Here is a 26,009-nt window from a genome sequence, read left to right as displayed (position 1 = left end):
AGAAGCCTCTTATCCGTTAACGCGCTGTGCATCGCTCACACAGGCGCTTTCTTTTAATTGCGTAATAATGCGGTTGAGATGTTTGAGATCCCAAACCTCAAGATCCATAATCATTTCTGTAAAATCAGGCGCTGTTCGCACCATGGAAAGATTGTGGATATTCGTATCATTGACCGAAATAACCTGTGCAATCTCTGCCAGTGAGCCCGGTGAATTGATGGCGGAAACAGAGATACGGGCAGGAAAACGCTCATGCATTTCGCCGTCAATATCCCAGCGCACATCAATCCAGCGCTCCGGCTGGTCATCATAGGCGGTCAGTGCAGAAGACTGGATCGGATAGATCGTGATCCCGACACCCGGCTGCAAAATACCGACAATACGATCGCCCGGAACAGCGCCTTCCGGCGCGAAACGCACCGGCAAATCCGAATTCGCACCGCGGATCGGCACAGCATGATTTTGCGCTGCCGCCTGCTTTTGCACATCCTCAGTGCTACCACCCTCCGGTACCTTAAAGATCATACCGGCAGCATTTTGCAGATTAAACCAGCCCTTCTCGCCGGTTTTCGCAGGACTACCCGTTGTAACGCGCGTATCCTGATAATCCGGATAAACCGCTTTCAGCACATCGCCGGAAGCCAGCTCACCGCGACCAACCGCGGCAAATACATCTTCAATATCTTTGCGCGCCAGCCGTGCCAGTGCAGGCTTGAGCAAATCCTTGCTGAACGGCTTATTACCGCGTTCGAATGCTCGCTCCAGAATACGCATACCCAGACCGGAATATTGCTTGCGAACAGCAGCACGGGTTGCACGGCGGATTGCCGAGCGCGCTTTACCGGTAACCACAATGGATTCCCATGCCGCAGGCGGAACCTGCGATTTGGAGCGGATAATATCCACCTCATCGCCGTTTTTAAGCTCGGTCATCAGCGGCATCATGCGGCCATTGATCTTCACGCCAACAGTGGAGTCGCCAATATCCGTATGCACCGCATAGGCAAAATCAATCGGCGTTGCACCGCGCGGCAGCGCAATCAGGCGACCTTTCGGCGTGAAGCAGAAAACCTGATCCTGAAACAGTTCCAGCTTGGTATGTTCGAGAAATTCTTCCGGATTATCACCTTCGGACAGCGCCTCAATCGTACGACGCAGCCATGCATAGGCATTGGATTCCGTGGAAATCGCGGTTGGCACCGTATTGCTGCGGCCGTCTTTATAAATCGAATGAGCTGCCACACCATATTCCGCCACGTCATCCATAGCGCGAGTGCGGATTTGCAGCTCTACGCGCTGACGGGACGGCCCGATAATTGTGGTGTGGATTGAACGGTAATCATTCTGCTTCGGCGTTGAAATATAATCTTTGAAACGCCCCGGCACCATCGACCATGTGCGGTGAATAATCCCCAGCGCCTTGTAACAATCATCAACATTATCAACGATGACACGGAAGCCGAAAATATCGGACAGCTGCTCGAAAGACAGGCCTTTAGTTTCCATTTTACGGAAAACCGACCATGGCTTTTTTTGCCGGCTGGAAACATCAGAATGCAGGCCTTTTTCGGCAAACAGCGTCGCCAGATCTGTCTCAATCTTGCTGAGCAGACCACGGTTCTTTTCCATCAGTTCCGCAAGGCGGTCAGTCACCGCGCGCCATGCTTCCGGATTGATATAGCGGAAGGCCAGCTCTTCCAGCTCTTCGCGCATATCCTGCATACCCATGCGGCCAGCCAGCGGCGCATAAATATCCATGGTTTCTTCGGCAATGCGCAGACGTTTGTCTTCGCGCATCACGCCAAGGGTGCGCATATTGTGCAAACGGTCAGCCAGTTTCACCAGCAACACACGCACATCGTCGGAAATCGCCAGCAGAAGTTTGCGCAGATTTTCCGCCTGTACGGCTTTTTTGGAAACCAGATCGAGTTTTTTAAGCTTGGTCAGACCTTCAACCAGCTTGCCGATTTCAGGGCCGAAAAGCTGGTCAATCTCAGCGCGGGTCGCGTCAGTATCTTCAATTGTGTCATGCAGCAGCGCAATGGCAATGGTTGCCTCATCAAGACGCATATCTGTGAGGATTGCCGCAACTTCCAGCGGATGGGAAAAATAAGGATCGCCGGACGCACGTTTCTGACTGCCATGTTTCTGCATCGCATAAACATAAGCCTTATTCAGCAGCGCCTCATTCACATCAGGCTTATAGTGCTGCACCCGCTCAACCAGCTCATATTGGCGCATCATCAGCCTGCACTCCTCTTACCCGCGCATCAAACAAATCATACATAGCGACACCGGCGTCACGACTCCGGAATTTACTGTAAAACGCAACCGGCACAAAGCACTACAGGTTTTAAAGCATATAATAATCCGGCATCTACCGGCATTTTTCATGCGGCATTTTAACGGCTAGCCGAATGAATAGCCTGATGCGCACAAAATAAAGCGCCACAGAATGATCTGCAGCGCTTTAATAATCCGGTCTTTACTGACACCGGCAATCTGAAAACAATGCCGGATATCTGTTGAAACAGCTTAAAGCGCCTCAACAAAAATCAGTAATCGTCGCTCTTTTCCGGTGCAACCAGACCTTCGATACCAGCAAGCAGATCTTCTTCGCTCATGCTGTCGAATGTCACGATGTCTTCTGCGCCGACAACAACTTCGCCGCCCAGCTCGTCCAGAGCGCCGCTGATCTGCAACGGTGCCGGTGCTTCCGGTTCGTCAATTTCCACATGCTTCTGCAGCGAGTGGATCAGGTCTTCTTTCAGATCGCCCGGTGACAGGGTCTCGTCAGCGATTTCACGCAACGCAACAACCGGGTTTTTATCGTTGTCGCGATCAATGGTAATCTGACCGCCCTGAGAGATCTGACGTGCACGATGGCTGGCAAGCAGAACCAGCTCAAAGCGGTTGTCTACCTTGTCAACGCAATCCTCAACGGTAACGCGGGCCATAGATCGCCCCTTTCATATCTCAAAATTAATTCAGGAATTCCCGATTTCCATAACGCCACTTGACACAAAAAACAAGCAAAAGCGCACATAGAGCGGTTTTGATTTTCCATATCTGTGCGCAAACACAGCTCACATAGCCTTGAGACTTCATTTTTCCGTCATAAAACCCCACAGAATCGCTCCCGATCTTTTAAAATCCACGCTGTTCTGCGGGCTTTGAAAAAGCTGCAATAAAGTCCTCTAAATCGTTTATACTCTTGCTCCCAAATGAATAGATTTCATTTATATGATATTTGTGATATCTTAATCACACATTTTCCCTGTCTTTTCCAAATACGGCAATAAAAACAACCTGTGATTGCTTGCCTTTCTGTAGATGCGCCTTAGAACGCAAACTAGGAGAGGCTTTTTCAAAACTAAAAATTGAAAAGTGCGGACAATTAATCAGCAAAATATTATTTGCTGAAGAATGGATAATTATCAAAATGTTTGATTCACGCGAAAAAATCGCGCTTTTTATCGATGGCGCCAATCTTTACGCTGCATCCAAGACACTTGGCTTTGATATTGATTACCGCAAATTGTTGAAAGCTTTTCAGAAGCGCGGTTACTTGCTGCGTGCTTATTACTATACTGCACTTGTTGAAGATCAGGAATATTCATCCATCCGCCCCCTGATCGACTGGCTTGATTATAATGGCTACAAGGTCATTACCAAAGCTGCCAAAGAATTTACTGATGCAACCGGCCGCCGCAAGGTAAAAGGCAATATGGATATCGAACTTGCTGTCGATGCCATGCAACTGACTGAAACCGTCGATCATTTTGTAATCTTCTCCGGCGACGGCGATTTCCGCTGCCTCGTGGAAGCATTGCAGCGTCGTGGCCGCAAAGTGAGCGTTGTTTCAACCCTCACAACACAGCCGCCAATGATTTCCGATGAGCTGCGCCGTCAGGCAGACCATTTCCTTGATCTGGTGACCCTGAAGTCTGAAATCAGCCGCGAAGCCTCTGAGCGTCCGGCTCGCCGTTTTGAAGAGGAAGAAGAGCTGTACTAAGCTCTTCTGACTTGTTTTGCAGTATCCGGAACCATCCCGCGATTGCGCTTTCTGCCCCCGCCTTCACGACTTTATTCAAGTCTGGCGGGGCAATGAGCCGTCATGGCATAATGCTCCGGTTCCTGCATTTCTGCCGACAGATCCGCAGAACAGTGCAACAGCGGTTTGCACCACCACCCTGCCCGCTTTTACCGAACGGGCACGCCTGCTGATTATCGGCCTTGCACCGGGCTTACGCGGTGCCAACCGCACCGGCCGCCCTTTTACCGGAGACTATGCCGGTGAGCTACTCTATTCCACATTGAAAGATTATGGCTTCGCTCAGGGCAATTTCGAAGCGCGGCCTGATGATACATTGACGCTGAATGATTGCGCTATCGTCAATGCTGTTCGTTGCGTGCCGCCGGAAAACAAACCGACCGGCGCCGAGATCAATACCTGCCGCCAGTTTTTATCGCCGTTCATTACCGGCCTGCCAAATTTGCAGGCGATTGTCACGCTTGGCACCATTGCCCATCAATCGACAATCCGCGCCCTTGGCCAGCCGGTCTCAAAACATAAATTCGGCCACGGCGCGCAAACTGATATCGGACAGTTGCGCATTTTTTCCAGCTACCACTGCTCGCGCTACAACACGAATACCGGTGTTCTCACGGAAGCCATGTTCCGTAATGTATTCAGCAATGTGCGCGATTATCTGAACGATAATCCCCGGAAGTGAGACATTAAAAAAGCCCTGTCTGAGACAGGGCTTTTTATTTCGGGTATTACCCGCGATCACGGAGCAATCGTGATTTTTCACGATTCCAGTCGCGGTTCTTTTCCGTCTCGCGCTTGTCATGCAGTTTCTTACCGCGTGCCAGAGCGATTTCGAGCTTCGCACGGCCACGCTCGTTGAAATAGAGCTTCAACGGCACAACTGTCATCCCGTCGCGGGCGATGGAATTGGCCAGACGCACAGTCTCTCTCTCGCTGAGGAGTAATTTGCGCAACCGCCGCGGATCATGATTGAAACGATTGCCTTGCGTATATTCAGGAATATAGGAATTAATCAGCCAGAACGCATCATTCTCAAAGCTGGCATAGCTTTCAGCGATATTCGCCTGATTGGAGCGCAAAGATTTAACCTCGGTTCCCGAGAGAACGAGGCCCGCTTCAATCACTTCAAGTATCTCGAAATTATAACGCGCTTTGCGGTTATCTGCGATGACTTTGCGTACAGGTGCATTTTTTTTCGTATTCATGGCAGCAATATATATCTGATCCGCAACTTTACTAGAGCATTTCACAGTCAAGTTGGATGAACTTGACGACCGTGATAATGCGACCACTTTAGAATCCAGAGCTTTTCCGGCTTAAACTGCAACAAGCTGAATATAAAAAAGCCTGCCGGTTCAATATTCATGTACCGGCAGGCGATAGATGATTTGCAGCAAAATAAACAGCGTAAACTGTTTAGTTGTGCCGATTGCGCAAAATTACTGATTGAGCAAACCTGCATGACGCAGCGCTGCATCGATTTTCTCTGCAGTTTCAGCTTCAACAGGCATCAAAGGCAGGCGCAGGTGATTGGTAATGCGTCCGGTACGTGCCAGCGCATATTTCACGCCTGAAGGGTTCGGCTCCATAAACAACGCTTTATGCAGCGGCATCAAACGATCCTGAATTGTCAGTGCTGTTGCATAATCACCGGCCAGACAGGCTTCCTGAAACTGCGCGCAAAGACGCGGTGCAATATTGGATGTTACGGAAATACAGCCGCGACCACCATGAGCATTGAAACCCAGAGCCGTGGCATCTTCGCCGGACAGCTGAATGAAGTCTGTACCGCAAGTTGCGCGCTGTTCGGAAACACGTTCAATTTTGCCGGTTGCATCTTTCACGCCGACAATATTCTTATGATCGCGTACAAGCGCGCCCATAGTTTCCGGTGTCATATCAATGATTGAGCGTCCCGGAATATTATAGATCACCAGCGGAATAGAAATCGCCTTGGCAACAGCGGAAAAATGCGCATAAAGCCCGCGCTGATTTGGCTTATTATAATAAGGTGTCACAACCAGAACAGCATCAGCACCAGCACCTTGCGCATGCTGGGCAAGCTCAATGGCTTCAACTGTATTATTAGAACCGGCACCGGCTATAACCTGCGCACGGCCTTTCGCTTCTTCAACGCAAACCTCGATTACCCGTTTATGCTCATCATGGGACAGTGTCGGAGTTTCGCCGGTTGTACCAACCGGTACAAAGCCATGCGTCCCCTCCTCGATCTGCCAGTTTACAAGGCCACGGAACGCTTTTTCGTCAAAACCACCCTGCTCTGTAAAAGGTGTGACGATAGCCGTGATTGAGCCCTTAAGCATCGGGTACTCCCAAAAGTTTGCCTGTGTTTTAATATGAATTACATATCAGCGAAAAATCGACCGATAATGCAGTTTATTACGCCGGATTTGCAATCCCGGAATAGTATGCTCTAATTTTAAAGTGTTAGAGCGGGTTTTGTGCACCCGATCGGACACACACGCTCTAATATTGAAGATCAGGTGACGCAGAGGAAAATCCGGACTGATAATATCAGCCCCGCATCTCCGGCAATTTCCAATTTTGCAAAATCAAAAAAGCCCTGCGCTGCCTGTATGCAATTTCAAACCGCATATATGATGGTTTCTAATATACAGCCTATAAGAATGTTATTATATTCACTACAAATGCCATAGAACGACCATCCATACAGGCCTCGCAGCCGCGTACAGAATGATGGCACCACCACCTGTTCGTGAAAAGTGCTGCACCATAGTCCTGCAAAACTGCTGCATCAAGCAAATTTACGCATATTCATAGGCATTTCATCACTATGATAAAAATAAACGCGCATTTCGTCAGTCCGACGAAATGTTTTATACATAGCGACGAAAACCTGTCAGCAAGTGATTTGCAATTCATCCCCGTTCTTCTGAGAAACAACAGTCAATACCGGCAAAATTGGGGCGCAAATCACGATGAATTTATGATTAAAAACGATATCAACCCGTCTTTCAGGTAAGGCTTCATTAACATTGCCTTCACAGGTCTGACCTATAATTGGAAGTACAGAAGACCGGCAGCATTCAACAGCATATTCAGAACCTCTGACCACTGAGAGCGACATTTCTATAACTCTCAGTTTTCACTCGGATATCTTAATAATCTGCCTTAAATTTGCTTCAACACGGTTATAACGGATTTGTAATGCGTAAATTTGCACTTTTCGGACAGCGACCAGATCAGTTTTTTTTAGCCCTTACACTTTTAAGTGCAAGCATGGCAGGAAATGTGCTGACAGCCGGTGCGCAGGAAGCTGAAAATGTGCCAACGCCATTGCTGCGCCCTTTTGCGCCAACAGCGATGCGCAATATGCCCGCGCCGATGATGCGGCCGGATCCGACAACCACCGCCACTATACCACGTGCGCAGGCACCGGCCGCCATGAGCGGCAGCCTGAAAACCGCACTGGATGCCCTGTCTTCAAAAGATGCACGCCGTGCGCTGGCAATCCGCAACGGTATGTCCGCCAGTGATCTCGACCGCCATATCCTGACATGGGCTCTGGCTCTGTCCGGTGCAGACGGCTTGTCGAGTGCTGACTATGTTGCTGCCGCCGCGGAACTGCGTGACTGGCCTGGGATGACAACAGTTCAGCGCAACACAGAACGGGCGCTTTACCGTGAAAATGCCCCTGCCGGCACCGTGATTTCCTATCTCGGAAATCGCAAACCGCAGACCACCGAAGGTATGATCCTGCTGGGTCGCGCTTATCTCGCCAGCGGGAACCGCGCACAGGCACGCCAGTTGCTTGCGCCGTGGTGGGCACGCGCCAAGCTTGATACAAAAGATGAAACGCTGATTTTGCGTGAATTTTCCGGCGTATTGACCAAAGAAGATCATCAGACACGTTTTCTGCGCATGTTGTATGATAACCGTCTGTCATCAGCATCGCGTTTAGCCGCATCAGCCAATGCGGAATCGCTTTATGCCGCCTTTGCTGCCGTGAACAAACGTGCACCGGATGCGGCGCAAAAGCTTAATGCTGTTCATAGTTCATGGCAGTCAAATCCTGCGTTTTTATTTGCAAAAATCCAGTATCTGCGCCGCTCCGAGCGCTATACGGAAGCCGCCAATCTGATGCTGAAGGCACCGCGTGATGCAAGATCACTGGTTGATCCGGATGCATGGTGGATTGAACGCCGCGTTTTATCTCGTGAATTACTGGATATCGGCAAGCCGCAAATTGCATATCGCTTAGCCGCCGCTCACAGTGCTGAAACACCGACAATGGCTGCAGATGCAGAATTCCATGCGGGCTGGTATGCTCTGCGTGCGTTAAATGATGCCTCTACCGCGCAAAAACATTTTAGCCGTATTGCTGAAATTTCCTCGCGTCCGATGTCTGCATCCCGCGCCTATTACTGGATGGGTCGTGCCGCAGAATCCGGTGGTGGCGGCAATGCAAAGCAGATGTATCAGCGCGCATCCTATTACGGTACATCGTTCTACGGTCAGCTGGCGGCAGCCAAACTTGGCAATAATGTTCTGCAGCTGCCTTATCCGAAACCAAGCGCCGCAGATCGTGAACGTTTTGACAGCCGCGAACCGGTTCGTGCAATCCGCCGTCTGGAATCCATCGGTTATGGTAATCGCGCGCAGAGCCTGTACATCAATATGGCGCAAGAACTGAGCAGCACAGGTGAACTGGCGCTTCTCGCTGTCATGGCTGAACGCAACAGCAATCATTACCTGTCACTGCGCGTCGGCAAGATCGCTGCCGGTCGCGGTCTCGATGTCGGAGCATTATCTCATCCGACAGGCGCCATTCCGGCCAATGCAAATATTAAAGGCTCCGGCGCCGCCCTCGCCTATGCGATTGCCCGTCAGGAAAGTGAATTCAACATTTCCGCAGTTTCCAGCGCCGGTGCGCGCGGCCTGCTGCAATTGTTACCGGGCACGGCAAAAGGCGTTGCCCAGCGCGCAGGTCTTGCTTATTCCGACAAGCGCCTGACCACTGATGCCGCTTATAATGCTACTTTAGGTGCGCATTATCTCGGCGAACAGATTGAGCGTTTCAACGGCTCCTATATCCTGACTTTTGCCGGATATAATGCAGGCCCGAGACGCGCCAGTGAATGGATTGTCAAATATGGTGATCCGCGCGGGCAGAATCTCGATCAGGTTGTCGATTGGATTGAGCGTATCCCATACACAGAAACCCGCAACTATGTGCAGCGGGTGATGGAGAATTACGCCGTCTATAAATCCCGTCTCTATGGCAATGCCAATATTCAGCAGGATTTGATAAGCGGCCGGCGCGGTTAAACTTTCCGGTCATTTCTGGAAACTACTATCAAAAAAGCCGCGCAGTCAGCTGATAGCGCGGCTTTTTTGTATGGAAAATCCAGTCTTTCTCCCGTCCGAGATATTTTACAATTTAAGATTTCTCGGGAAAAATGACTGTGATGATATTATTTTTTTGAAGGAATGAATGCGCACAGAGCCGTCATCAACCATCCGCCAATCATCAATGTGCCCCCTGTCGGCGCGGCCATAGCAAATAATCTGTTGCCTGTCAGATCACGCAAGATCAAATCACCCGCGAATAAAACAAGACCGAGCAGCACCAGAATGCCTGCCCAGTAAATGGCGCGACTGCGTGCACTTAAAAAAGAAAAACCCAAAAAAGCAGCTGCATGCCCCAGCAGAATCGGCGCTACAACACCTAAAAACGCATGATCGCCGTGTGCAGATGCTGCATAGCTTGTCATTGCAGCAGCACCAGATAAACCGGAGAAAAACAGAAACAAACGTTCAACGCCAGCAGTCATCTTCATAAATCCTGTAAATTGCTTATCTGCCCGCCATCAATGCAGATAAGCACAGCTTTAATCAATGGCTGCCGTCAAATAGTTCGCGCCAAAACGCGTTCTTACTCAAGAAAACAAGCTTCTATAATAGTTTAGAGTACGTCATGCAGCGTGCCCGATTACGGGATACTGAACCTTCCTCAAAGCCGCTATGCATATTCTGTCATATCCGCGCGCCACACCGGATTTCTGAACACTTCACACTGCTGTTGCCCCCAATCAGCAACGCCGAGACTACAGGAAACAGCGTGAATTCGTTGAAATCTTTAGCGAACTTCCAGCACCTTTACGCAGCTATCCAGATCATTGGTTGCAAGATGGGCATAACGCTTTGTCATCTGCAATGTCTGGTGACCAAGCCACATCTGCACACGGCGAATATCAATACCGCCGCGAACCAGACGTGATGCACATGTATGGCGAAGAATATGCGGAACAACCTGCGTATCCGTACCAAGACCCACTTCATATTTGGCATCATTCCACACTGCGCGGAATTCAACCTGCGTCAGCATAGAAAACGGCCCTTTATGGCGCTCAACCGGTATTTTACAGGTTTTTCTGGCACGTTTGGTCAAGGGAACAGTACGACTCCGGTTCGACTTGGTTAGCCAGAAAGTGACACGCGGATCGTGTAAATCATTCCACGTCAGGCCGATTGCCTCACCAAGACGGCAACCTGTATCAACCAGAAACACGGCCAGCCGATAGCTGTTTTCGCAGCGTGCTTTAATCGCAGCGAAAAGACGTGCCTCTTCTTCAAGTTCAAGAAAACGAATTCGCCCTGCCCGCTCTTTCTGACGAATGAATTCCGGCAGGCTAAAGATGTCCCCCATCTTATACGCCTTTCGCAACAACTTGCTGAGTGCAGCCATTTTTCTATTAATGGTTGCATTGCTGTTATTGCGTTCACGCAGGGAACCGATAATTCTGTCGAGCATTTCCTGACTAAAGCCGCTGAAACGCTCCCCCTTCAGAATTTCATTAATTTCACCGAGAAATAATCTCACATTGTATTTATGAGACCCGTCGTCCCATAAAATATTGAGATAGCGCTCGGACAAATCAGTAACTGAGTACTGATTCACAATGCGATGTGTTTTTGTATTGGATGACGTAAAACTGAGATTATAGCCCATTACAGGCGTAAAATTCTCAGAATTTTCGAAAGAAATGTCCCGATTCAGCTCCATCATAAGGCCCCCCAGCCGTTTGATCGACTTGGAGCTTTATAGGCAGAAACTTTATAAAACAAGTCTGAGTAACATTTTTGTGAGGTCAGCATGATAAAACCACTCTGGTTGAGTTTCTGATATGCCCCCTCGAAAAGTCTTAGTCCGCCCCATCAATACAAAAATTTACATCTGGTATTTGTATAAGCGCATCTCGTTAAAGATGGTCCCCGCTTGAACGCCCCATTTGAGACGAAAATACCAGCGACATGGCCGCTGGTATCTTTTTTCGAACTAAACCAATGGCTTAGAAAGAACGCTGGAAGCGGATCATACCACCGAAAGCATCCTTAGGAGCTCCACCAAGTACGCGTACTGGGTGATCACCCTTCCAAGAGGTGTAGTTGATTTCTGGAGTGATGGTGAAACCTGGAACCAGCTGGTAAGCTACGTTTGCAGCAACAGCGGTTTTACCCCAATCTTCGTAAGCAGCCTGTACGTTGATGGTAGCTTTGTCAGTTGCTTTGAACTTCGCGCCACCCCAGACAGCCCAATCGCCGCCCCAGTTACCGTACATACCAACAGGAGCTTCATAAGAAGCATAACCGCCCTGTACCCATACGGAGAACTGGTCTGTTACGTTTACGTCGAGGCGGATTTTACCTGCCCACTCTTCGAGCTCAGCGTCATAAGCTGCAACACCAGCGATCGAACCCCAAGCCTGTTCGAACTTCAGACCACCAACAACATGCGGCATGTAATCGTCGATTACAGCGTCATAAGCGAGCGGAATCGAGTTGCCATGGCTGAAAGCTTTAGCTTTTTCGCCCTGCTCAGCAGAGATGATTGCCGAGAAGCCGTTACCGCCAGTGAAGGTGTAGCTAACCAGGTTGGTATTGTAGAGACCTGCACTTACCACGTCATCGTTGATGATGTCGCCGAGGTAACCGGTAAAGCTATGGAAAGCTGAGTCGGTTTTACCGAGCATCAGGCCGCCCAGCTGAATGTAAGCATGCTTCAGAGTGTGGCTGCCCTGTTCGCCGTCACCGAAGTTGAAACGGTTTTCGGTGAAAGTTTTCAGAGTACCAAGCTCAGTTTCCGAAGCTGTGTGTGTGCGCAGCGTGAAACGGGTGTTTGTACCCCAAGTGTCGCTGTCCTTGCCGGAATATGGATCATCGCCAGCAGACGCATCAAAACGAACATAACCGGAGATGCGCAGGCAGGTTTCTGTGCCTGGAATGTAGAAGTAGCCAGCGCCGTAAGCGTCGCAAACGCGTACATATTCTACTGCTTCTGGTTCTGGTGCAACGATGGCGTCGGCAGCCTGAGCGCCGGATACTGCAACGAGAGCTGCAGCGGAGCCGAGAAGAAGGCTCTTAATGTTCATTTCTGACCTCCAGTCAAAGTTTTAAATGGGTCTGGGCATTTTGTTTTGGCTGAAGGACAACCTGTCCCCATCCCCTTGGATGAAAAAGTCGCTACCGAAGCGCTCCTTCTTCTGCCCTCAAGATACTCGTGCTCAGTTTCGTTGCAACACTGAAAACGCATAAGGAGGGGGTAAGATGTTGCTATCGACATATCGTGTTGCAGAAAAGACACGAAACACCCCCTAGGTACCGGATTTTATTTATGTTTTGTTTATATTTATTAAAATAAATTAACGAAAAATTGCCGCTTTTGCGGGGTTTTCAGATGTTTCCACAGGCTGAAACAGTGTTGCGTGCCAGAGAAGACCTGAATTGAGCCGCCCGGTTTCATCCTCTTATAGACGTAATATTGGCAGGTGATTTGCCCTGTTCGTGCCCGTGAATCAGCTGTGGCGCATCAAGTGTTTTGATTCTGTGATTTTGATTCCGTTTTATGCGTTTAGAAGCAGGCTTCTCTTTATAGAGGGGCATAAACTGCGGAAAACTATCGGAATTTAATGCCTTTTTTGAAATCATCCTGTTGATGGATAAGATTTTTTGGCTCCGGATGCGTAAAGTGCTTGAACTCATGATTATTACCGGCTATTGCGCCTTTACCGGAGAGGTGGCCGAGTGGTCGAAGGCGCTCCCCTGCTAAGGGAGTATACCCGGAAGGGTATCGTGGGTTCGAATCCCATCCTCTCCGCCATTGTTTCATATAAAACTGATTTTTACGCAGCTGGCAGAATTCATTCTTGCCGGTTTTTTTGTGTTTTACGCGCTTTTTATCCCTCGCTTTTGATGACCAATTTTAGGGCTTTAAAAATAAAAGATTCCGACAATTTTTTTAACATATTGAAAGTATTGGAATTTTTATGATTGTGGATGTTTCTGACTGGAGGTCAGAAATGAACATTAAGAGCCTTCTTCTCGGCTCCGCTGCCGCTCTCGTTGCAGCAACCGGCGCTCAGGCTGCCGACGCCATCGTTGCACCAGAACCAGAAGCTGTTGAATATGTACGCGTTTGCGACGCTTACGGCGCTGGCTACTTCTACATTCCAGGCACAGAAACCTGCCTGCGTATTTCCGGTTATGTTCGCGCTGACTTCAAAGGCGGCGACGATGTGTATTCCGGTCGTGACCGTAAGACATGGTCCACCAACACCCGTTTCACACTGCGTACACACACAGCTTCGGAAACCGAACTCGGCACACTGAAGACCTTCACCGAAAACCGTTTTGAATTCGGCGACGGCGACTTCAAACAGGACAAGCTGAAATATGCTTACATCGAACTGGGCGGTCTGCGCATCGGTAAAGATGAATCCGCATTCCACACCTTCACAGGTTACCTCGGCGACGTAATCAACGATGACGTTGTATCGCCAGGTGCATATGACACAAACCTGATCAGCTACACCTTCACCGGTGGTAACGGCTTCTCGGCAATCATCTCCGCCGAACAGGGCGAACGCGTTGACGCATTCACCGACATCAACGGCAACGTTTATGACGGCGTAATCGACGACTACATGCCACACGTTGTTGGTGGTCTGAAGTTCGAACAGGCTTGGGGTTCGATCGCTGGTGTTGCAGCTTACGACTCTGAAATCGAAGAGTGGGCTGGTAAAGTTCGCCTCGACGTAAACGTAACTGACGTATTCTCCGTATGGGTACAGGGCGGTTACGCTTCTTACGAAGAAGCTGTTGGCATGTACGGCAACTGGGGCGGCGATTGGGCTGTCTGGGGTGGTCTGAAGTACAAGGCAACCGACAAAGCTACTTTCAACCTGCAGGCTGCTTACGAAGATTTCGGCAAACAGGCTTACACTGCAAACGTAGCTTACCAGCTGGTTCCAGGCTTCACAATTACTCCTGAAGTTTCCTACACCAAGTGGAAAGACACCGACAAGTATGCTACAGCTGTTCGCGGCGAAGATGCTTGGGGTGGTATGATCCGCTTCCAGCGTTCTTTCTAAGTTTTACGACTTAGAACAGACCGTAAGGTTACAGAGACCCGGCAGCTCACGCTGCCGGGTTTTCTGTTTTGTGCATTCCAGAGCGTGTCATTATAGGAAATCCGGTATCCGCTTTTGCGCCACATGCTCTAAAACTGACTTTAAATAACAAGCGGTATTTATATGTCTGGTCTTTATCCCCACGCTTTATAATGCGTGGCATTTTGCTGTCGGCGGCGATCTGCTATATTTTACAGCACACTTATCCTCTGCTCTGCTTTAAAACAGCCAATGATAATCAGCAGGCTGATCAGGATGAGTCAGAATGCATCGCATTCACCTGCCCCGCCCGACACGTTTCACAAGGAGAATTATATGGATTTTTTACTCTGGATCGCCCTGATCGGTGTAATCGTATTTCTCCTTGGCTTAATTTACAGCAAGCTTACGACGGCAAAGGCAAAGCAACCGGCAGCAAGCATTATCCCGCCTGCAACAGCAGTGACGCCCAAAAGCAAAGAGCCTGAGAAAAAACTGGCACCCCCAGCACCGGTGGAGGCAAGCTCATCCAAACAAGAGCGTGCGGCACAGCCAGTCATTAAAACACCGGCTGCAACAGAAACCACAAAAGCCACGCAAAAGATTGTACCGGATGCGGAACCGGTCGGCCCTGCCCATAGCCCTGTTATTCATATTGCGTCTAAAGCTGCGGAAACAAATCCTGCCGAAGCAGTTGCTGCGCCCTCACCGGCAGCAGAAACGCCGGCTCCTCCAGCCCCTTCCGAACCGGAGCGCCTGAGAAAACCGCGACAGGATAAAGCTGACGATCTGACCCAGATTACCGGTATAGGTAACGCAATTCAGGCTAAACTATATAATGCCGGTATTTTTCATTATGACCAGCTTACCGATCTGAATGCGGATCAGATCACATGGCTGAACCGCACCACCGGTTTTGCCGGACGTGTTGAGCGGGAAAACTGGGTTACACAGGCAAAGAAACTGATGAGCAAAGCTGCAGCGGCGACAGAAGCGCCAAAGCGCGCGGTTAAAAAAGCAACAAAACCCGCCGCGGTAAAAGCCAAATCCAAACCCGTAAAGAAAACTGAAAAAGCCTGAAACACGTTTTGGCAGGTGCATGGAACTCAGAGCAAAGTGCAATCTAAAAAAGACCCGCCTCAAAACTGAGGCGGGTCTTTTTATTTTCATAGTCTAGGCTTGATAAATAGATCAGGAATTGCCCTTCAGACGTGCATTGCAAAGGCTGTAATAACCGCCGCCCTTCTGGATCCAGCGCAGACCATTCAGAGAATTCGCGCTCTTATTGGCATAATACTGATCCAGACAGGTTTTCATACGCTGCTTGCCTTCAGTTTCAGTCGCATACTTAGCAGAAACCGCAGACGGGAATTTAACACCGCTTGGCGCAGCAACAGTCGGAGCTGCCGGCTCTTTTGTTGATACGGATGTTACTTTTTCAGGATCAGCACCCGGACCACATTCAGCCTTACGGAAAGCATTCCATTTCAGACCAGTCGCCAGACCAGTTTCCTGGGCTGCTTTATATTTTGCAGAGCACTGCTGCATTGTCAGGCCTTTGGCGGCATCTGCGCTGTCAGCAGCAGGAGCCTGTTTGGCAGGCTTTGCAGCAGTTGTTGCCGGTTTGGCCGGTGCGGCAGGTGCCGGAGTTGCAGCCGCGTCAGTACCGCACTGTGCTTTACGGAAATCATTCCATTTCATAGTACCGAGCGTGCCGGCATCTTTTGCAGCCTGATATTTCGTGCTGCATTCTGCCATTGTCAGCGCACTTGCCGGTGAAGACAGCACAAAGACGGCCATTCCTGTCAGCAATGCTGCGCCGCCAAGGCGGCTGAGAGTTTGAATTTTCATCTCTGTTCTCCTGATTAGGTTTTAAAACACTGTGCCTAAAGCGTTTTTCTGTCAATATCGTATAATATTCCGCACGCAAAACCTTTTCACAAATTCTGAAAAGAGTTGATGCGCTGTGAGACAACATCGTGATTGTTTATATTATAGCTCTCAAACATAGCATTTTTATAATATCCTGAGGTGCAATATTTTGTAATTCAGATGCATTTCAGGGCAGTAAAACGTTGTAAATCAGCCTTTTTAACTTGGCCTATACATATTCCCCTTCGCCCCTTCACCATCACCCAAGCAAAATATTCGCGCAATTATTGGCATATAAAAAGCCGGATTTTGCTCATAAATCGCTATTGCCACGCTAAAAATAACAATTTTCTCACCGCTGATTTTGCACCGTTTATCGGCTAAATAATGCCAGTGGCAGAGATCAATGAAGGTTCTGCTGTTTTTCAGTTTTCTTTTAAACAATATCCTGTCCGACGTTTAAAATACGCCGCAGCAGCATGTTGCAGGGTCTTTTTTCATGGCTGAAGTCACAACTCCGGATGCGATTCCGGCTCTATCACCAATATCTGTGACCGAGAGACACCGCTTCTATGAAGATGTTGTGGCGATGCTGATCGGCACCAGCTTTGTAAGCCTCGGACTAACCCTTTATGCGCAAGCCAAACTGATGACCGGCAGCACAGCCGGTGTTGCCCTTCTCGTGCATTATGCAACCAACTGGCAGTTTGCTCTGGTCTTTTTCCTGATCAACCTGCCTTTTTATTATCTGGCTATCAAACGCATGGGCTGGCGGTTCACAATCCGCACCTTTGTAGCTGTGGCACTGATGTCGCTCTTTACCCGCCTGTTCCCGATGTGGGTGGACTTCTCCAACCTGCAACCGGTTTTTGCAGCTTTTATGGGCGGCACTCTGATGGGAATGGGCGTGCTTGCCCTGTTCCGCCACCGTGCCGGTGTCGGCGGCATCAATATTCTGGCTCTCTATCTGCAGGATAATTACAATATCCGCGCCGGCTGGTCGCAGCTTACTCTGGATCTGGTGCTGATGGCCGTATCGCTGTTCTACCTGTCCCCGCAACAGGTTGCAATTTCGCTGATCGGCGCTGTGGTTATGAATGTTATTATTGCAATCAACCACAAGCCCGGCCGGTATCTGGCCACAAGTTAAAGAGAAGTCGGTATCTGGCCACAAGCTGACAAAGCCGGTATCTGGCACAAGTTAAAAAGAAACCGGATGGCGGGATCAGTGACGCGCCATCCATTCGCGTGCCTCACGCAGGGCACGCACCAGTTCCGGCTTGCTCATCATTTCTGACAATTTACTGCGCATCGGCAGAGCACGGTCATCACCGCGGATGGCAGCAATATTAAACCATTTATAGGCCTCGATACGGTCTGCTACGCAATCACGCCCTGCATAATACATCATGCCGGTTTCAAACAGCATTTCGGCCTGCATGGCATTGATATTATTCTCTGACTTCGCGCTGAAACGTGCAAACATTGTTATCGTCCTGTCCTGTTAAACTGCGGTCCGCTTAGAGCCGGAAAGCCCGTGCAGATCTCTGCTGTTGTTATGAACAAGATGCCGGAAAGAGTTGAAACCGCCGTTAAATACCATCCTTAACGGGCAATCAACAAAATCCAAACAATGGGTAAATATCAGAATTCATTAAGAATAACTCTGCCGCTTTTGCGGGTTTTCTGCAAAAATCACGGCTTTTAAGCACAGGATAATTTAAACCTGCTGCTAACCAATAATCACATCAGCTCGTTACGATGCCGAACAGAAGTGAGATTTGCGCAATGCAAAATCGGCTCTTTTCAAGCGTCATTCTTTGGATTACGTTTACGTGAGCGTAAACCATATGCCCATCACATATTACGCATCTTCGGGAGGAACTGATGAAGAAAATCTTGTTTGCAATGACAGCCCTGACATTGTCGTTCGGCCCTGCTCTGGCAGCAGAACCGATTGTCGGCACGTGGAAACGTACATCCGGCACTATCATTGAATATAAAAGCTGCGGCGGTGAAGATTATTGCGGCACCGTGCTCAACGGTGAATATAAGGGCAAATCCATCGGCAAAATGAGCGGTAAAGACGGCAGCTATAAAGGCACCGTCAATAAGCTTGACGAAGGCAAGACCTATTCCGGTAAAGCCAGTGTCAGCGGCAGCACATTATCGCTGGCCGGTTGTGTGGCAGGCGGGCTGATCTGCAAGACCGAAAAACTGGCACGCCAGTAAGACAAATGAAAAAGCGTTGCGGATGATGATCGCGCAACGCTTTGTTTTATAGTCAGCGCGCTTTCTGATTAAACAAAACGCTCTGCGCTGATTTATCCGTCGCAAGATTGCTTTTCTCGCGTTCGGTCTTGCCCAGCTCCATACCGCGCTGCACCGCAGCACGGGCTGTGACAGCCTCATACCAGCGCTTCAGATTCGGGAAATCTTCCAGCTTCTGATCGTAGTTTTTATAGGCGCTGATCCAGCCCACACAGGCCATATCGGCTATGGAATAATCGCCGGCAATATAATCGCGGCCTTCAAGCTGACGATTCAGTACACCGTAGAGCCGGTTCACTTCATTTGTATAGCGATTGATACCATATTCGACTTTTTCCGGCGCATAGACGCGGAAATGTCCTGCCTGACCGGACATTGGTCCAAGCCCGCCCATCTGCCACATCAGCCATTCGTCAACGGCGACGCGCTTGCGTTCATCAGCCGGATAGAATTTACCGAATTTACGCCCCAGATATTGCAGAATAGCGCCGGATTCAAAAACCGAAATCGGCTGGCCATCCGGCCCTTCCGGATCAATAATCGCAGGCATACGGTTATTCGGTGCGATTTTCAGAAATGACGGCTCGAACTGATCGCCTTTGCCGATATTCACATATTTCACTTCATAAGGAACACCCAGTTCCTCCAGCATGATGCTGATCTTCCAGCCGTTTGGTGTCGGCCAGTAATAAAGTTCAATCGGCTTCGTCTGGGTTTTAGGCTCGGCACTCATAGAGATCAGCTCCTGACTAGAGCGCCGTACACACATCGGCGTACAAAACGCGCTCTAACACTTTAAAATGAGAGCATAATTTCAACTTAAACTGTTTCAGGTTTAAGAAATTATACTCCGGTGAAACCGGTAAGGACAAACATCATGATCATATGCGTGATTGTCCGGTTGCAAACAATATATAGTCATGACTACAGATTAGGCAATCCATAAAACCAAATTTCGTTTCACGTTGAAAAATATATGCTTAATGCAATTTCAGGAATTTGAACGCCCGATGAACGCCCCTCTCAGAAAGAGTTCAGCCCGCCGTCGTTAGATTACGGATAACAGGATCATTCCTGACCAGACCGTGTCGCACATCATCATATCCGCAGCGACATGTTCGACCAAAGGGGGCCAAGCGATGTTGTATCACCGGTTTACCATTATCAGCCTGTTCGCACTCGGCACGGTATTTCTCAGCCTGCTGCTGATGAATGAAAATCATGCAAACCGCGCCGGTCATCTGGCTCAGACATTATCATATTCTTTCCTGCAAACAGAAACCTCCCGCCCTGCACAGGCAGCAACAATCACAAAATCACAGGTAAAGGAGATGCTGCCATGATGTCCGCGAATTTTCTCAGCACTCTGACCGACACATGTTATCTCGCCATGCGCATTGCAGTGTTCAGCCTGTTCTTTGTAGCGCCGGTTGCTGCTTTTACCGGCATTGCCGCCAATACAGGCGGAAAAGTTACCGCAACCGGTCTGGTTCTTGTGGTCAGCCTGCAGAAATAATGCCCCGTTTAACCATACTGCAAAACCGGAGGCGGAGCGCAAAGCTTGCCATATAAACTGTAAGAATTCCGGCTTATAGTAGCGCATGAGCAAAAGAATCGACACTTTTTCCGGCAAACCTGTTTCAGATCTGATTTCTGCGGGCATAGCCACACCGGAGCCAGTCGCTCCTCAATCATTTACGGATGCCCGCGCTGCGGTTGACGCATTGCGTGCTCTCTATGACCGGAATACTGCCTTTCTGCGCGATGCCTTTCATAAGGTTGCCAAAGGCGAAATTGCGCCGCAGCGTTTCCGCGCGTTCTACCCTGAGCTTTGCTTTTCAACGGCCAGTTTCGCCCATGTAGATACGCGTCTGGCCTATGGTCATGTCAGCCTGCCAGGTGAATATGCCACCACGCTGACCCGTCCCGATCTTTTTGACAGTTATCTGATGGAGCAAATCCGTCTGCTGATTAAAAATCACGGTGTTCCGGTGACTGTTCAGGAATCCACCACGCCGATCCCGCTGCATTTTGCCTTTCTGGAAGGCACCTATGTGGAATCATCCGTCTCCGATGCTTTCAAATATCCGCTGCGTGATATGTTTGATGTGCCGGATCTCGGCAATACCGATGACAGTATTGCTAATGGTGATACCGAGTTCCAGACTTTGGAAATCATGCCGCTGGCACCATTTACCGGTCAGCGCGTGGATTATTCTTTGCAGCGCCTGTCGCATTACACCGCGACCAGCCCGTCGCATTTCCAGAACTATGTGCTTTTCACAAACTACCAGTTCTATATGGACGAGTTCTGCACCTATGCCCGTAAATTGATGGCAGAGGGCGGCGGCGGGTTCACCAAATTTGTTGAACCGGGCAATCTTGTCACTTTTGCCGGTAACAGCTCGCCTTCACAAGGTGCAGAGCCTGCGCGCCTGCCGCAAATGCCGGCCTATCATCTGGTCAAGCCGGATGGTTCGGGCATTACAATGGTCAATATCGGGGTCGGCCCGTCCAATGCCAAAACCATTACCGATCATATTGCTGTACTGCGCCCCCATGCATGGCTGATGCTTGGCCACTGCGCCGGTTTGCGCAACAGCCAGCAGCTCGGCGACTATGTGCTTGCCCATGCCTATGTGCGTGAGGATCACGTTCTTGATGATGATCTGCCGATCTGGGTGCCGATCCCTGCTCTGGCCGAAATTCAGGTGGCTCTCGAAGATGCGGTTGAGGAAATCACCGGCCTTGAGGGCTATGAGCTGAAACGCATCATGCGTACCGGCACCGTTGCCACGATTGACAACCGCAACTGGGAATTGCGTGACCAGCGCGGCCCAGTGCAACGGCTTTCCCAATCCCGTGCTGTGGCTCTGGATATGGAATCGGCCACGATTGCGGCCAATGGTTTCCGCTTCCGCGTGCCATACGGTACTTTGCTCTGCGTGTCTGACAAGCCTTTGCATGGCGAGCTGAAATTGCCGGGCATGGCGACCGATTTCTACAAAAAACAGGTAGCCCAGCATTTGCAAATCGGCATCCGTGCGATGGAAAAAATTGCCGCCATGCCGCAAGACCGTCTGCATTCACGAAAACTACGCAGCTTCTTCGAGACTGCATTCCAGTAAACGCTTCAATCAACACTGCTCTGCAAGATTGTTTGCAGAGCAGTGCGCCTTGATAAAGCTGCTTTTCACAGCCAACAGTGCTGTCATACTTGTTTCTCTTGCTCTGTGGTCTCTATGTCCGGCGAAAAACCAACTCCTGCTTCAAAACGCACATCTCCCCTGCTCTTTGCACTGCTGATCTTCTTAGTTCTGCTCTCGGTTCCGCTGGTGCTAGGTTTCTTTGGCCGTGTGCATCCGGCGCTGGACAGTTTTGCGCATTTTCGCGCTCATATTGCAGCAATCATGGCTATTGGCGGGATTTTTCTGCTTTTCACCAGCCTGCGCCGTGAAGCGGCAATGGTGACACTGCTCGGCCTCAGCGCTTTTTCAACAACCGTGAACTGGGCAGGCTCATCACAACCGGCAACGGCACAAGACGGAAATGTTACCTACCGGCTGATGCAGATTAATCTGCTGCAAAATAATGATGATCCGAAAGCCCTGTTGCAAGCTGTGGCGCGCTACAAGCCGGATATTATCACCTATCAGGAAGGTTCTGAGCAGTGGCAGCCATGGCTTAAAATACTGGAAGGCAACTATCCTTACCGCCACCAATGCGGCACATTGCCGAAAAGATGGGGCGTCGGTATTCTCTCGCGCCGTCCTTTCGCTGATTTCGGTTCTCCGGTCTGCACCGGTGACGGCGTATTGGCCACCGCTCTTGTTAATCTTGGCGGCACCAATGTACTGATCTCGTCATTGCATCAGTCATGGCCGTGGCCTTTTAAACAGGTACAGCAGTTTGAAATGCTGCGCCCTGCATTGGAGCCGATGGCCAATCCTCACGGTATTCCGGTGATTATCGCCGGTGATTTCAATGCTGCCCCGTGGAGTTACAATCTGCGCCAGTACGAAATGCTCACCGAGACCAAACGCATTGCTGGTGCAGGTGCGACATGGCTGACAACCCGTCTGCCGGATAGTCTGCGCCACTGGGTCGGATTACCGATCGATCATATTCTCATCAACGAGACTGTGAAACTACACAATATCCGCACCGGTGAAGCGCTCGGCTCGGATCATTTTCCGGTACTGTTAGAATTTTCGGTTCCGACTTCAGTTTCCGAACCGGCGGAAGACAGTCCGCAAACGGCACCGGAAGCCGTCAGCATCTGACATGATTTCTCAATAAAAAACGGCGCCCCGAAAGGCGCCGTTTTTGTATTACTCATGTTTACCTAAACCGAACCCCGCCGGCATTTTTCTGGCGGTGGTAGAGACCATGTCCTTCGCCGACACTTTTGTTAACGGCGGTCGAGACGGACACGGCTTAATACTGCAAATATTACATATTTGCGTAAACCGGTCCTTCGCCGCCTTGTGGCGTAACCCAGTTGATATTCTGGTTCGGGTCTTTGATGTCACAGGTTTTGCAATGTACGCAGTTTTGCGCATTGATGACGTAAGTTTCCTTGCCGTCCTTCTCAACCCATTCATAAACACCCGCAGGGCAGTAGCGTGTTGAAGGCCCCGCAAACACATCATGTTCGGATTTCAGCTGCAGTTCCAGATTTTTGACCTGCAAGTGAACCGGCTGATCTTCTTCATGGTTGGTGCTCGACAGAAACACCGATGACAGACGATCAAAACTCACCACACCATCCGGCTTCGGATAGCTGATAGGCTTATGTTTAGCCGCCGGTTCCAGCGCCGCAGCATCGGTCTTACCGTGCTTGAGCGTTCCGAAGAAAGAGAAGCCAAACAGCTGGTTTGTCCACATATCCAGACCGCCCAGCGCCACACCAATAATGGTGCCGAATTTCGACCACAGCGGTTTGACATTGCGAACGCGTTTCAGATCTTTGCCGATAGCACTATCGCGCCATTCATTTTCAATGCCGACAACTTCGTCATTGGCACGACCGGCAGCAATGGCTTCCGCAACTTTATCCGCTGCGAGAATGCCCGACAGCACCGCATTATGCGAGCCTTTGATACGCGGCACGTTCACGAAACCGGCCGCACAGCCGATCAGCGCACCGCCGGGGAAAGTCAGCTTCGGCACAGACTGCCAGCCACCTTCGGTAATCGCGCGCGCGCCATAGGAGATGCGCTTGGCACCTTCAAAAGTCGGACGGATCGTCGGATGTGTCTTGTAACGCTGAAACTCTTCAAACGGAGACAGATACGGGTTCTTGTAGTTGAGATGCACCACAAAACCGACAGCCACCAGATTGTCTTCCAGATGGTAAAGGAAGGAACCGCCACCGGTTTTCAAATCCAGCGGCCAGCCGAAAGAGTGCTGCACCAGACCCGGCTTGCTCTTCTTTGGGTCAATCTGCCAGAGTTCTTTCAGGCCGATACCGAATTTGGCCGGTTCACGGCCTTCATCCAGCTTGTATTTTGCAATCACCTGCTTGGAGAGAGAGCCGCGTGCACCTTCGGCAAACAGCACATATTTACCATGCAGTTCCATGCCGCGTGTGTAGTTCGGCCCTGGCTCGCCATTGCGTTCCACGCCCATATCACCGGTCGCGACGCCGGTTACAGCACCGACATCATTATAAAGCACTTCGGCAGCGGCAAAGCCCGGATAGATTTCCACGCCGAGATTTTCCGCATGGGTAGCCAGCCAGCGCGCCACATTGCCCAGCGACACAATATAATTGCCATGATTATTCATCAGCGGCGGCATTGCGAAATTCGGTAATCTTACAGAACCCGCAGGCCCGAGCACCAGAAACTGGTCATCCGTTACCGGAGTTTTGAAAGGATGATCGCTTTCCTCGCGCCAGTCAGGCAGCAGCTTGTCGATACCAACCGGATCAACAACAGCGCCGGACAGAATATGCGCACCGACTTCCCCGCCCTTTTCCAAAACCACGACGGAGAGTTCCGGATTATTCTGTTTCAAACGGATCGCCGCAGCAAGACCGGCAGGGCCTGCGCCGACGATCACAACGTCGAACTCCATACTTTCCCGTTCAGGAAGTTCGTGTTCGTTGTTCATTTATACCTCCATAGCATCGGGCGCAGCTTGGGTTCCCGTTTTTTATAAACCAGAGCGTCTCGTGTTCATCACATCCGCTGCGCTCGTTCTATTCTTTTAATTGCCGCATTATCGTGCTGATCAAAGGACGATGAAATGCTTCATCCCCACCTGATACAGAGTTGTAACACAGTTCAAATGCGTCCTATTGTCCAAAATCGCCTCAGATCATGACGTTTGTTCACTAACAGATCACTATAATATTGACGTTTACGTCAATGTAAATGGTTTTTAAACAGGCATGCCCGAAAGCCCTTGCCAAAGCTTCTGCAATTTGCGACCTCAGAACTGTAAACAAGCCTAAAACCGGAACAATCGTGTGTCAGACACTGCAATCACAGCCAATTGGGAAGATCTGATTCGCTTCTATGCGGAAGCCGGAGTGGATTCCGCACTGAGTGATGCACCAATTGACCGTTTTGCAGAAGCTGCAACACTGGCAGCTGCACAGCCGAAACGCACAGCCCAGCCTGATAATTCTATGCGCAATGCCACACCTGCACAGGCAGGTGGCATGCAGTCTCAGGCACGCAGTGATGCACCGCAAGTAAACCGCACGCAGCAAAAGCCGCAGGCCGCAGCATCTGTGCCAGCACAGGCTGCTATTGCACCGGAAGTTTTGCTGGAAGATGCCCGCAAGCTTGCCCGCAGCGCCGCCAGCCTTGATGACCTGCAACAGGCAATGGCCGGTTTTGACGGCTGCCGCCTGAAATTCACTGCCAAGAATATCTGCTTTGCAGACGGTACGGCAGATGCAGAACTGATGGTGATCGGTGATACGCCGGGGCGTGATGATGATCTGGAAGGTATTCCCTTCTCCGGCCCTGCAGGGCAGATGCTCAACCGCATCCTTGCAGCTATTAATCTGACGCGCGAGCAAGCCTATCTGGCCAATACATTGCCATGGCGTCCGCCGGGTAATCGCCCTGCGACACCGCTGGAACTGGACTTATGCCGCCCGTTCCTTGACCGGCAGATTGAACTGGTTGCACCTAAAGTGATTGTTGCACTGGGTGACCCTGCTGCCAAAGCCCTGACCGGCTCCCGTGAGCCGATTTATAAATTGCGCGGTAACTGGCACAGTCTCACGACTGCCGGAGAGCAGAGCGTTGCGATTATGCCAAGCCTGCATCCGGATTATTTGCTGCGCACACCGGCTCAAAAACGCTTCGCATGGGAAGACTGGCTGATGGTCAAAATGCGTCTGGCCGAGAGTGCCGTCTGAC

23 protein-coding genes and 1 tRNA gene are annotated in these 26,009 nt (G+C 50.2%); 13 read left to right on the top strand and 11 right to left on the bottom strand.

Annotated features, from left to right (window positions below; all coding sequences use genetic code 11):
- Positions 1-9: 9 nt before the first annotated feature.
- On the bottom strand, positions 10-2,244 hold the full coding sequence (locus tag KHQ09_RS06605; RefSeq protein ID WP_022711961.1) for a RelA/SpoT family protein: 2,235 nt from the start codon (positions 2,242-2,244) through the stop codon (positions 10-12).
- Positions 2,245-2,555: 311 nt separating this feature from the next.
- Positions 2,556-2,957 carry a DNA-directed RNA polymerase subunit omega gene (gene rpoZ / locus KHQ09_RS06600; protein WP_022711960.1) on the bottom strand — a complete coding sequence of 134 codons (402 nt, stop codon included), beginning with the start codon at positions 2,955-2,957 and terminating at the stop codon, positions 2,556-2,558.
- Positions 2,958-3,442: 485 nt separating this feature from the next.
- Here rpoZ and KHQ09_RS06595 point away from each other — a divergent pair, with 485 nt between their 5' ends.
- Both KHQ09_RS06595 and KHQ09_RS06590 read left to right on the top strand, forming a co-directional pair.
- Positions 3,443-4,015, top strand: coding sequence for a LabA-like NYN domain-containing protein (locus tag KHQ09_RS06595; protein ID WP_022711959.1), 573 nt, complete (start codon positions 3,443-3,445; stop codon positions 4,013-4,015).
- 16 nt (positions 4,016-4,031) lie between these two features.
- Complete coding sequence (locus KHQ09_RS06590; protein WP_213597191.1) at positions 4,032-4,736, top strand: uracil-DNA glycosylase; 705 nt, start codon at positions 4,032-4,034, stop codon at positions 4,734-4,736.
- A 46-nt stretch (positions 4,737-4,782) separates the two neighbouring features.
- Here the strand turns inward: KHQ09_RS06590 and smpB are convergent, their stop codons facing one another.
- Together smpB and dapA are read right to left on the bottom strand one after the other, a co-directional pair.
- Entirely contained in the window at positions 4,783-5,259 is a 477-nt protein-coding gene (smpB, locus tag KHQ09_RS06585; RefSeq protein ID WP_213597190.1) for an SsrA-binding protein SmpB, read from the bottom strand.
- Positions 5,260-5,493: 234 nt separating this feature from the next.
- On the bottom strand, positions 5,494-6,378 hold the full coding sequence (dapA, locus tag KHQ09_RS06580; RefSeq protein WP_022711956.1) for a 4-hydroxy-tetrahydrodipicolinate synthase: 885 nt from the start codon (positions 6,376-6,378) through the stop codon (positions 5,494-5,496).
- 937 nt (positions 6,379-7,315) lie between these two features.
- Here dapA and KHQ09_RS06575 point away from each other — a divergent pair.
- Positions 7,316-9,364, top strand: a complete 2,049-nt coding sequence (locus KHQ09_RS06575; RefSeq protein WP_213597189.1) for a lytic transglycosylase domain-containing protein — start codon at positions 7,316-7,318, stop codon at positions 9,362-9,364.
- A 146-nt stretch (positions 9,365-9,510) separates the two neighbouring features.
- On the opposite strand, the gene KHQ09_RS06570 is transcribed toward KHQ09_RS06575, so the two are convergent.
- The 3 genes from KHQ09_RS06570 to KHQ09_RS06560 form a co-directional block, all read right to left on the bottom strand.
- Positions 9,511-9,870: a DUF423 domain-containing protein gene (locus tag KHQ09_RS06570; protein ID WP_306401664.1), complete on the bottom strand. Its 360-nt coding sequence runs from the start codon at positions 9,868-9,870 to the stop codon at positions 9,511-9,513.
- Positions 9,871-10,175: 305 nt separating this feature from the next.
- Positions 10,176-11,102, bottom strand: coding sequence for a tyrosine-type recombinase/integrase (locus tag KHQ09_RS06565; protein ID WP_213599849.1), 927 nt, complete (start codon positions 11,100-11,102; stop codon positions 10,176-10,178).
- A gap of 286 nt (positions 11,103-11,388) precedes the next feature.
- A complete protein-coding gene (locus tag KHQ09_RS06560; protein ID WP_213597187.1) occupies positions 11,389-12,468 on the bottom strand; it encodes a porin in 1,080 nt (359 codons plus the stop codon).
- Between the two features lie 638 nt (positions 12,469-13,106).
- On the opposite strand from KHQ09_RS06560, the gene KHQ09_RS06555 reads away from it, so the two are divergent.
- From KHQ09_RS06555 to KHQ09_RS06545, 3 genes are all read left to right on the top strand, one after another.
- Positions 13,107-13,196, top strand: a tRNA-Ser gene (locus KHQ09_RS06555).
- 199 nt (positions 13,197-13,395) lie between these two features.
- On the top strand, positions 13,396-14,466 hold the full coding sequence (locus KHQ09_RS06550; protein ID WP_213597186.1) for a porin: 1,071 nt from the start codon (positions 13,396-13,398) through the stop codon (positions 14,464-14,466).
- 354 nt (positions 14,467-14,820) lie between these two features.
- Complete coding sequence (locus KHQ09_RS06545) at positions 14,821-15,564, top strand: hypothetical protein (RefSeq protein ID WP_213597185.1); 744 nt, start codon at positions 14,821-14,823, stop codon at positions 15,562-15,564.
- A 111-nt stretch (positions 15,565-15,675) separates the two neighbouring features.
- Here KHQ09_RS06545 and KHQ09_RS06540 read toward each other — a convergent pair whose 3' ends face one another.
- Positions 15,676-16,335 carry an antifreeze protein gene (locus KHQ09_RS06540; protein ID WP_121991685.1) on the bottom strand — a complete coding sequence of 220 codons (660 nt, stop codon included), beginning with the start codon at positions 16,333-16,335 and terminating at the stop codon, positions 15,676-15,678.
- A 520-nt stretch (positions 16,336-16,855) separates the two neighbouring features.
- On the opposite strand from KHQ09_RS06540, the gene KHQ09_RS06535 reads away from it, so the two are divergent.
- Positions 16,856-17,506, top strand: a complete 651-nt coding sequence (locus KHQ09_RS06535; RefSeq protein WP_075654578.1) for a YitT family protein — start codon at positions 16,856-16,858, stop codon at positions 17,504-17,506.
- Between the two features lie 75 nt (positions 17,507-17,581).
- Here KHQ09_RS06535 and KHQ09_RS06530 read toward each other — a convergent pair whose 3' ends face one another.
- Positions 17,582-17,842 carry an SEL1-like repeat protein gene (locus KHQ09_RS06530; RefSeq protein WP_022712257.1) on the bottom strand — a complete coding sequence of 87 codons (261 nt, stop codon included), beginning with the start codon at positions 17,840-17,842 and terminating at the stop codon, positions 17,582-17,584.
- A gap of 401 nt (positions 17,843-18,243) precedes the next feature.
- Here KHQ09_RS06530 and KHQ09_RS06525 point away from each other — a divergent pair, with 401 nt between their 5' ends.
- Positions 18,244-18,588, top strand: coding sequence for a DUF2147 domain-containing protein (locus KHQ09_RS06525; RefSeq protein ID WP_022712258.1), 345 nt, complete (start codon positions 18,244-18,246; stop codon positions 18,586-18,588).
- 52 nt (positions 18,589-18,640) lie between these two features.
- Here the strand turns inward: KHQ09_RS06525 and KHQ09_RS06520 are convergent, their stop codons facing one another.
- Positions 18,641-19,360, bottom strand: coding sequence for a glutathione S-transferase family protein (locus tag KHQ09_RS06520; protein WP_213597183.1), 720 nt, complete (start codon positions 19,358-19,360; stop codon positions 18,641-18,643).
- Between the two features lie 406 nt (positions 19,361-19,766).
- On the opposite strand from KHQ09_RS06520, the gene KHQ09_RS06515 reads away from it, so the two are divergent.
- The 4 genes from KHQ09_RS06515 to KHQ09_RS06500 all read left to right on the top strand — a co-directional run bounded on the left by KHQ09_RS06515 (position 19,767) and on the right by KHQ09_RS06500 (position 22,910).
- Positions 19,767-19,970, top strand: a complete 204-nt coding sequence (locus KHQ09_RS06515; protein WP_213597181.1) for a hypothetical protein — start codon at positions 19,767-19,769, stop codon at positions 19,968-19,970.
- Positions 19,967-20,143, top strand: coding sequence for a hypothetical protein (locus KHQ09_RS06510; RefSeq protein WP_022712261.1), 177 nt, complete (start codon positions 19,967-19,969; stop codon positions 20,141-20,143). The genes KHQ09_RS06515 and KHQ09_RS06510 overlap by 4 nt, the downstream gene beginning before the upstream one ends.
- Before the next feature lie 85 nt (positions 20,144-20,228).
- Positions 20,229-21,755: an AMP nucleosidase gene (locus KHQ09_RS06505; protein WP_213597179.1), complete on the top strand. Its 1,527-nt coding sequence runs from the start codon at positions 20,229-20,231 to the stop codon at positions 21,753-21,755.
- A 114-nt stretch (positions 21,756-21,869) separates the two neighbouring features.
- Positions 21,870-22,910 carry an endonuclease/exonuclease/phosphatase family protein gene (locus KHQ09_RS06500; protein ID WP_213597177.1) on the top strand — a complete coding sequence of 347 codons (1,041 nt, stop codon included), beginning with the start codon at positions 21,870-21,872 and terminating at the stop codon, positions 22,908-22,910.
- Positions 22,911-23,079: 169 nt separating this feature from the next.
- Here the strand turns inward: KHQ09_RS06500 and KHQ09_RS06495 are convergent, their stop codons facing one another.
- The gene (locus KHQ09_RS06495; RefSeq protein ID WP_213597166.1) at positions 23,080-24,744 is read right to left on the bottom strand and encodes an electron transfer flavoprotein-ubiquinone oxidoreductase; all 1,665 of its coding nucleotides are present in this window, start codon (positions 24,742-24,744) and stop codon (positions 23,080-23,082) included.
- Positions 24,745-25,102: 358 nt separating this feature from the next.
- Between KHQ09_RS06495 and KHQ09_RS06490 the strand changes: the two genes are divergently transcribed.
- A complete protein-coding gene (locus KHQ09_RS06490) occupies positions 25,103-26,008 on the top strand; it encodes a uracil-DNA glycosylase (RefSeq protein WP_213597164.1) in 906 nt (301 codons plus the stop codon).
- Position 26,009 lies beyond the last annotated feature (1 nt).

The sequence above is a fragment of the Pseudochrobactrum algeriensis genome (assembly GCF_018436245.1).
In the GTDB taxonomy this organism is placed as follows: Bacteria; Pseudomonadota; Alphaproteobacteria; order Rhizobiales; family Rhizobiaceae; genus Pseudochrobactrum; species Pseudochrobactrum saccharolyticum.
This window is presented reverse-complemented; position numbering and strand designations above follow the sequence as displayed.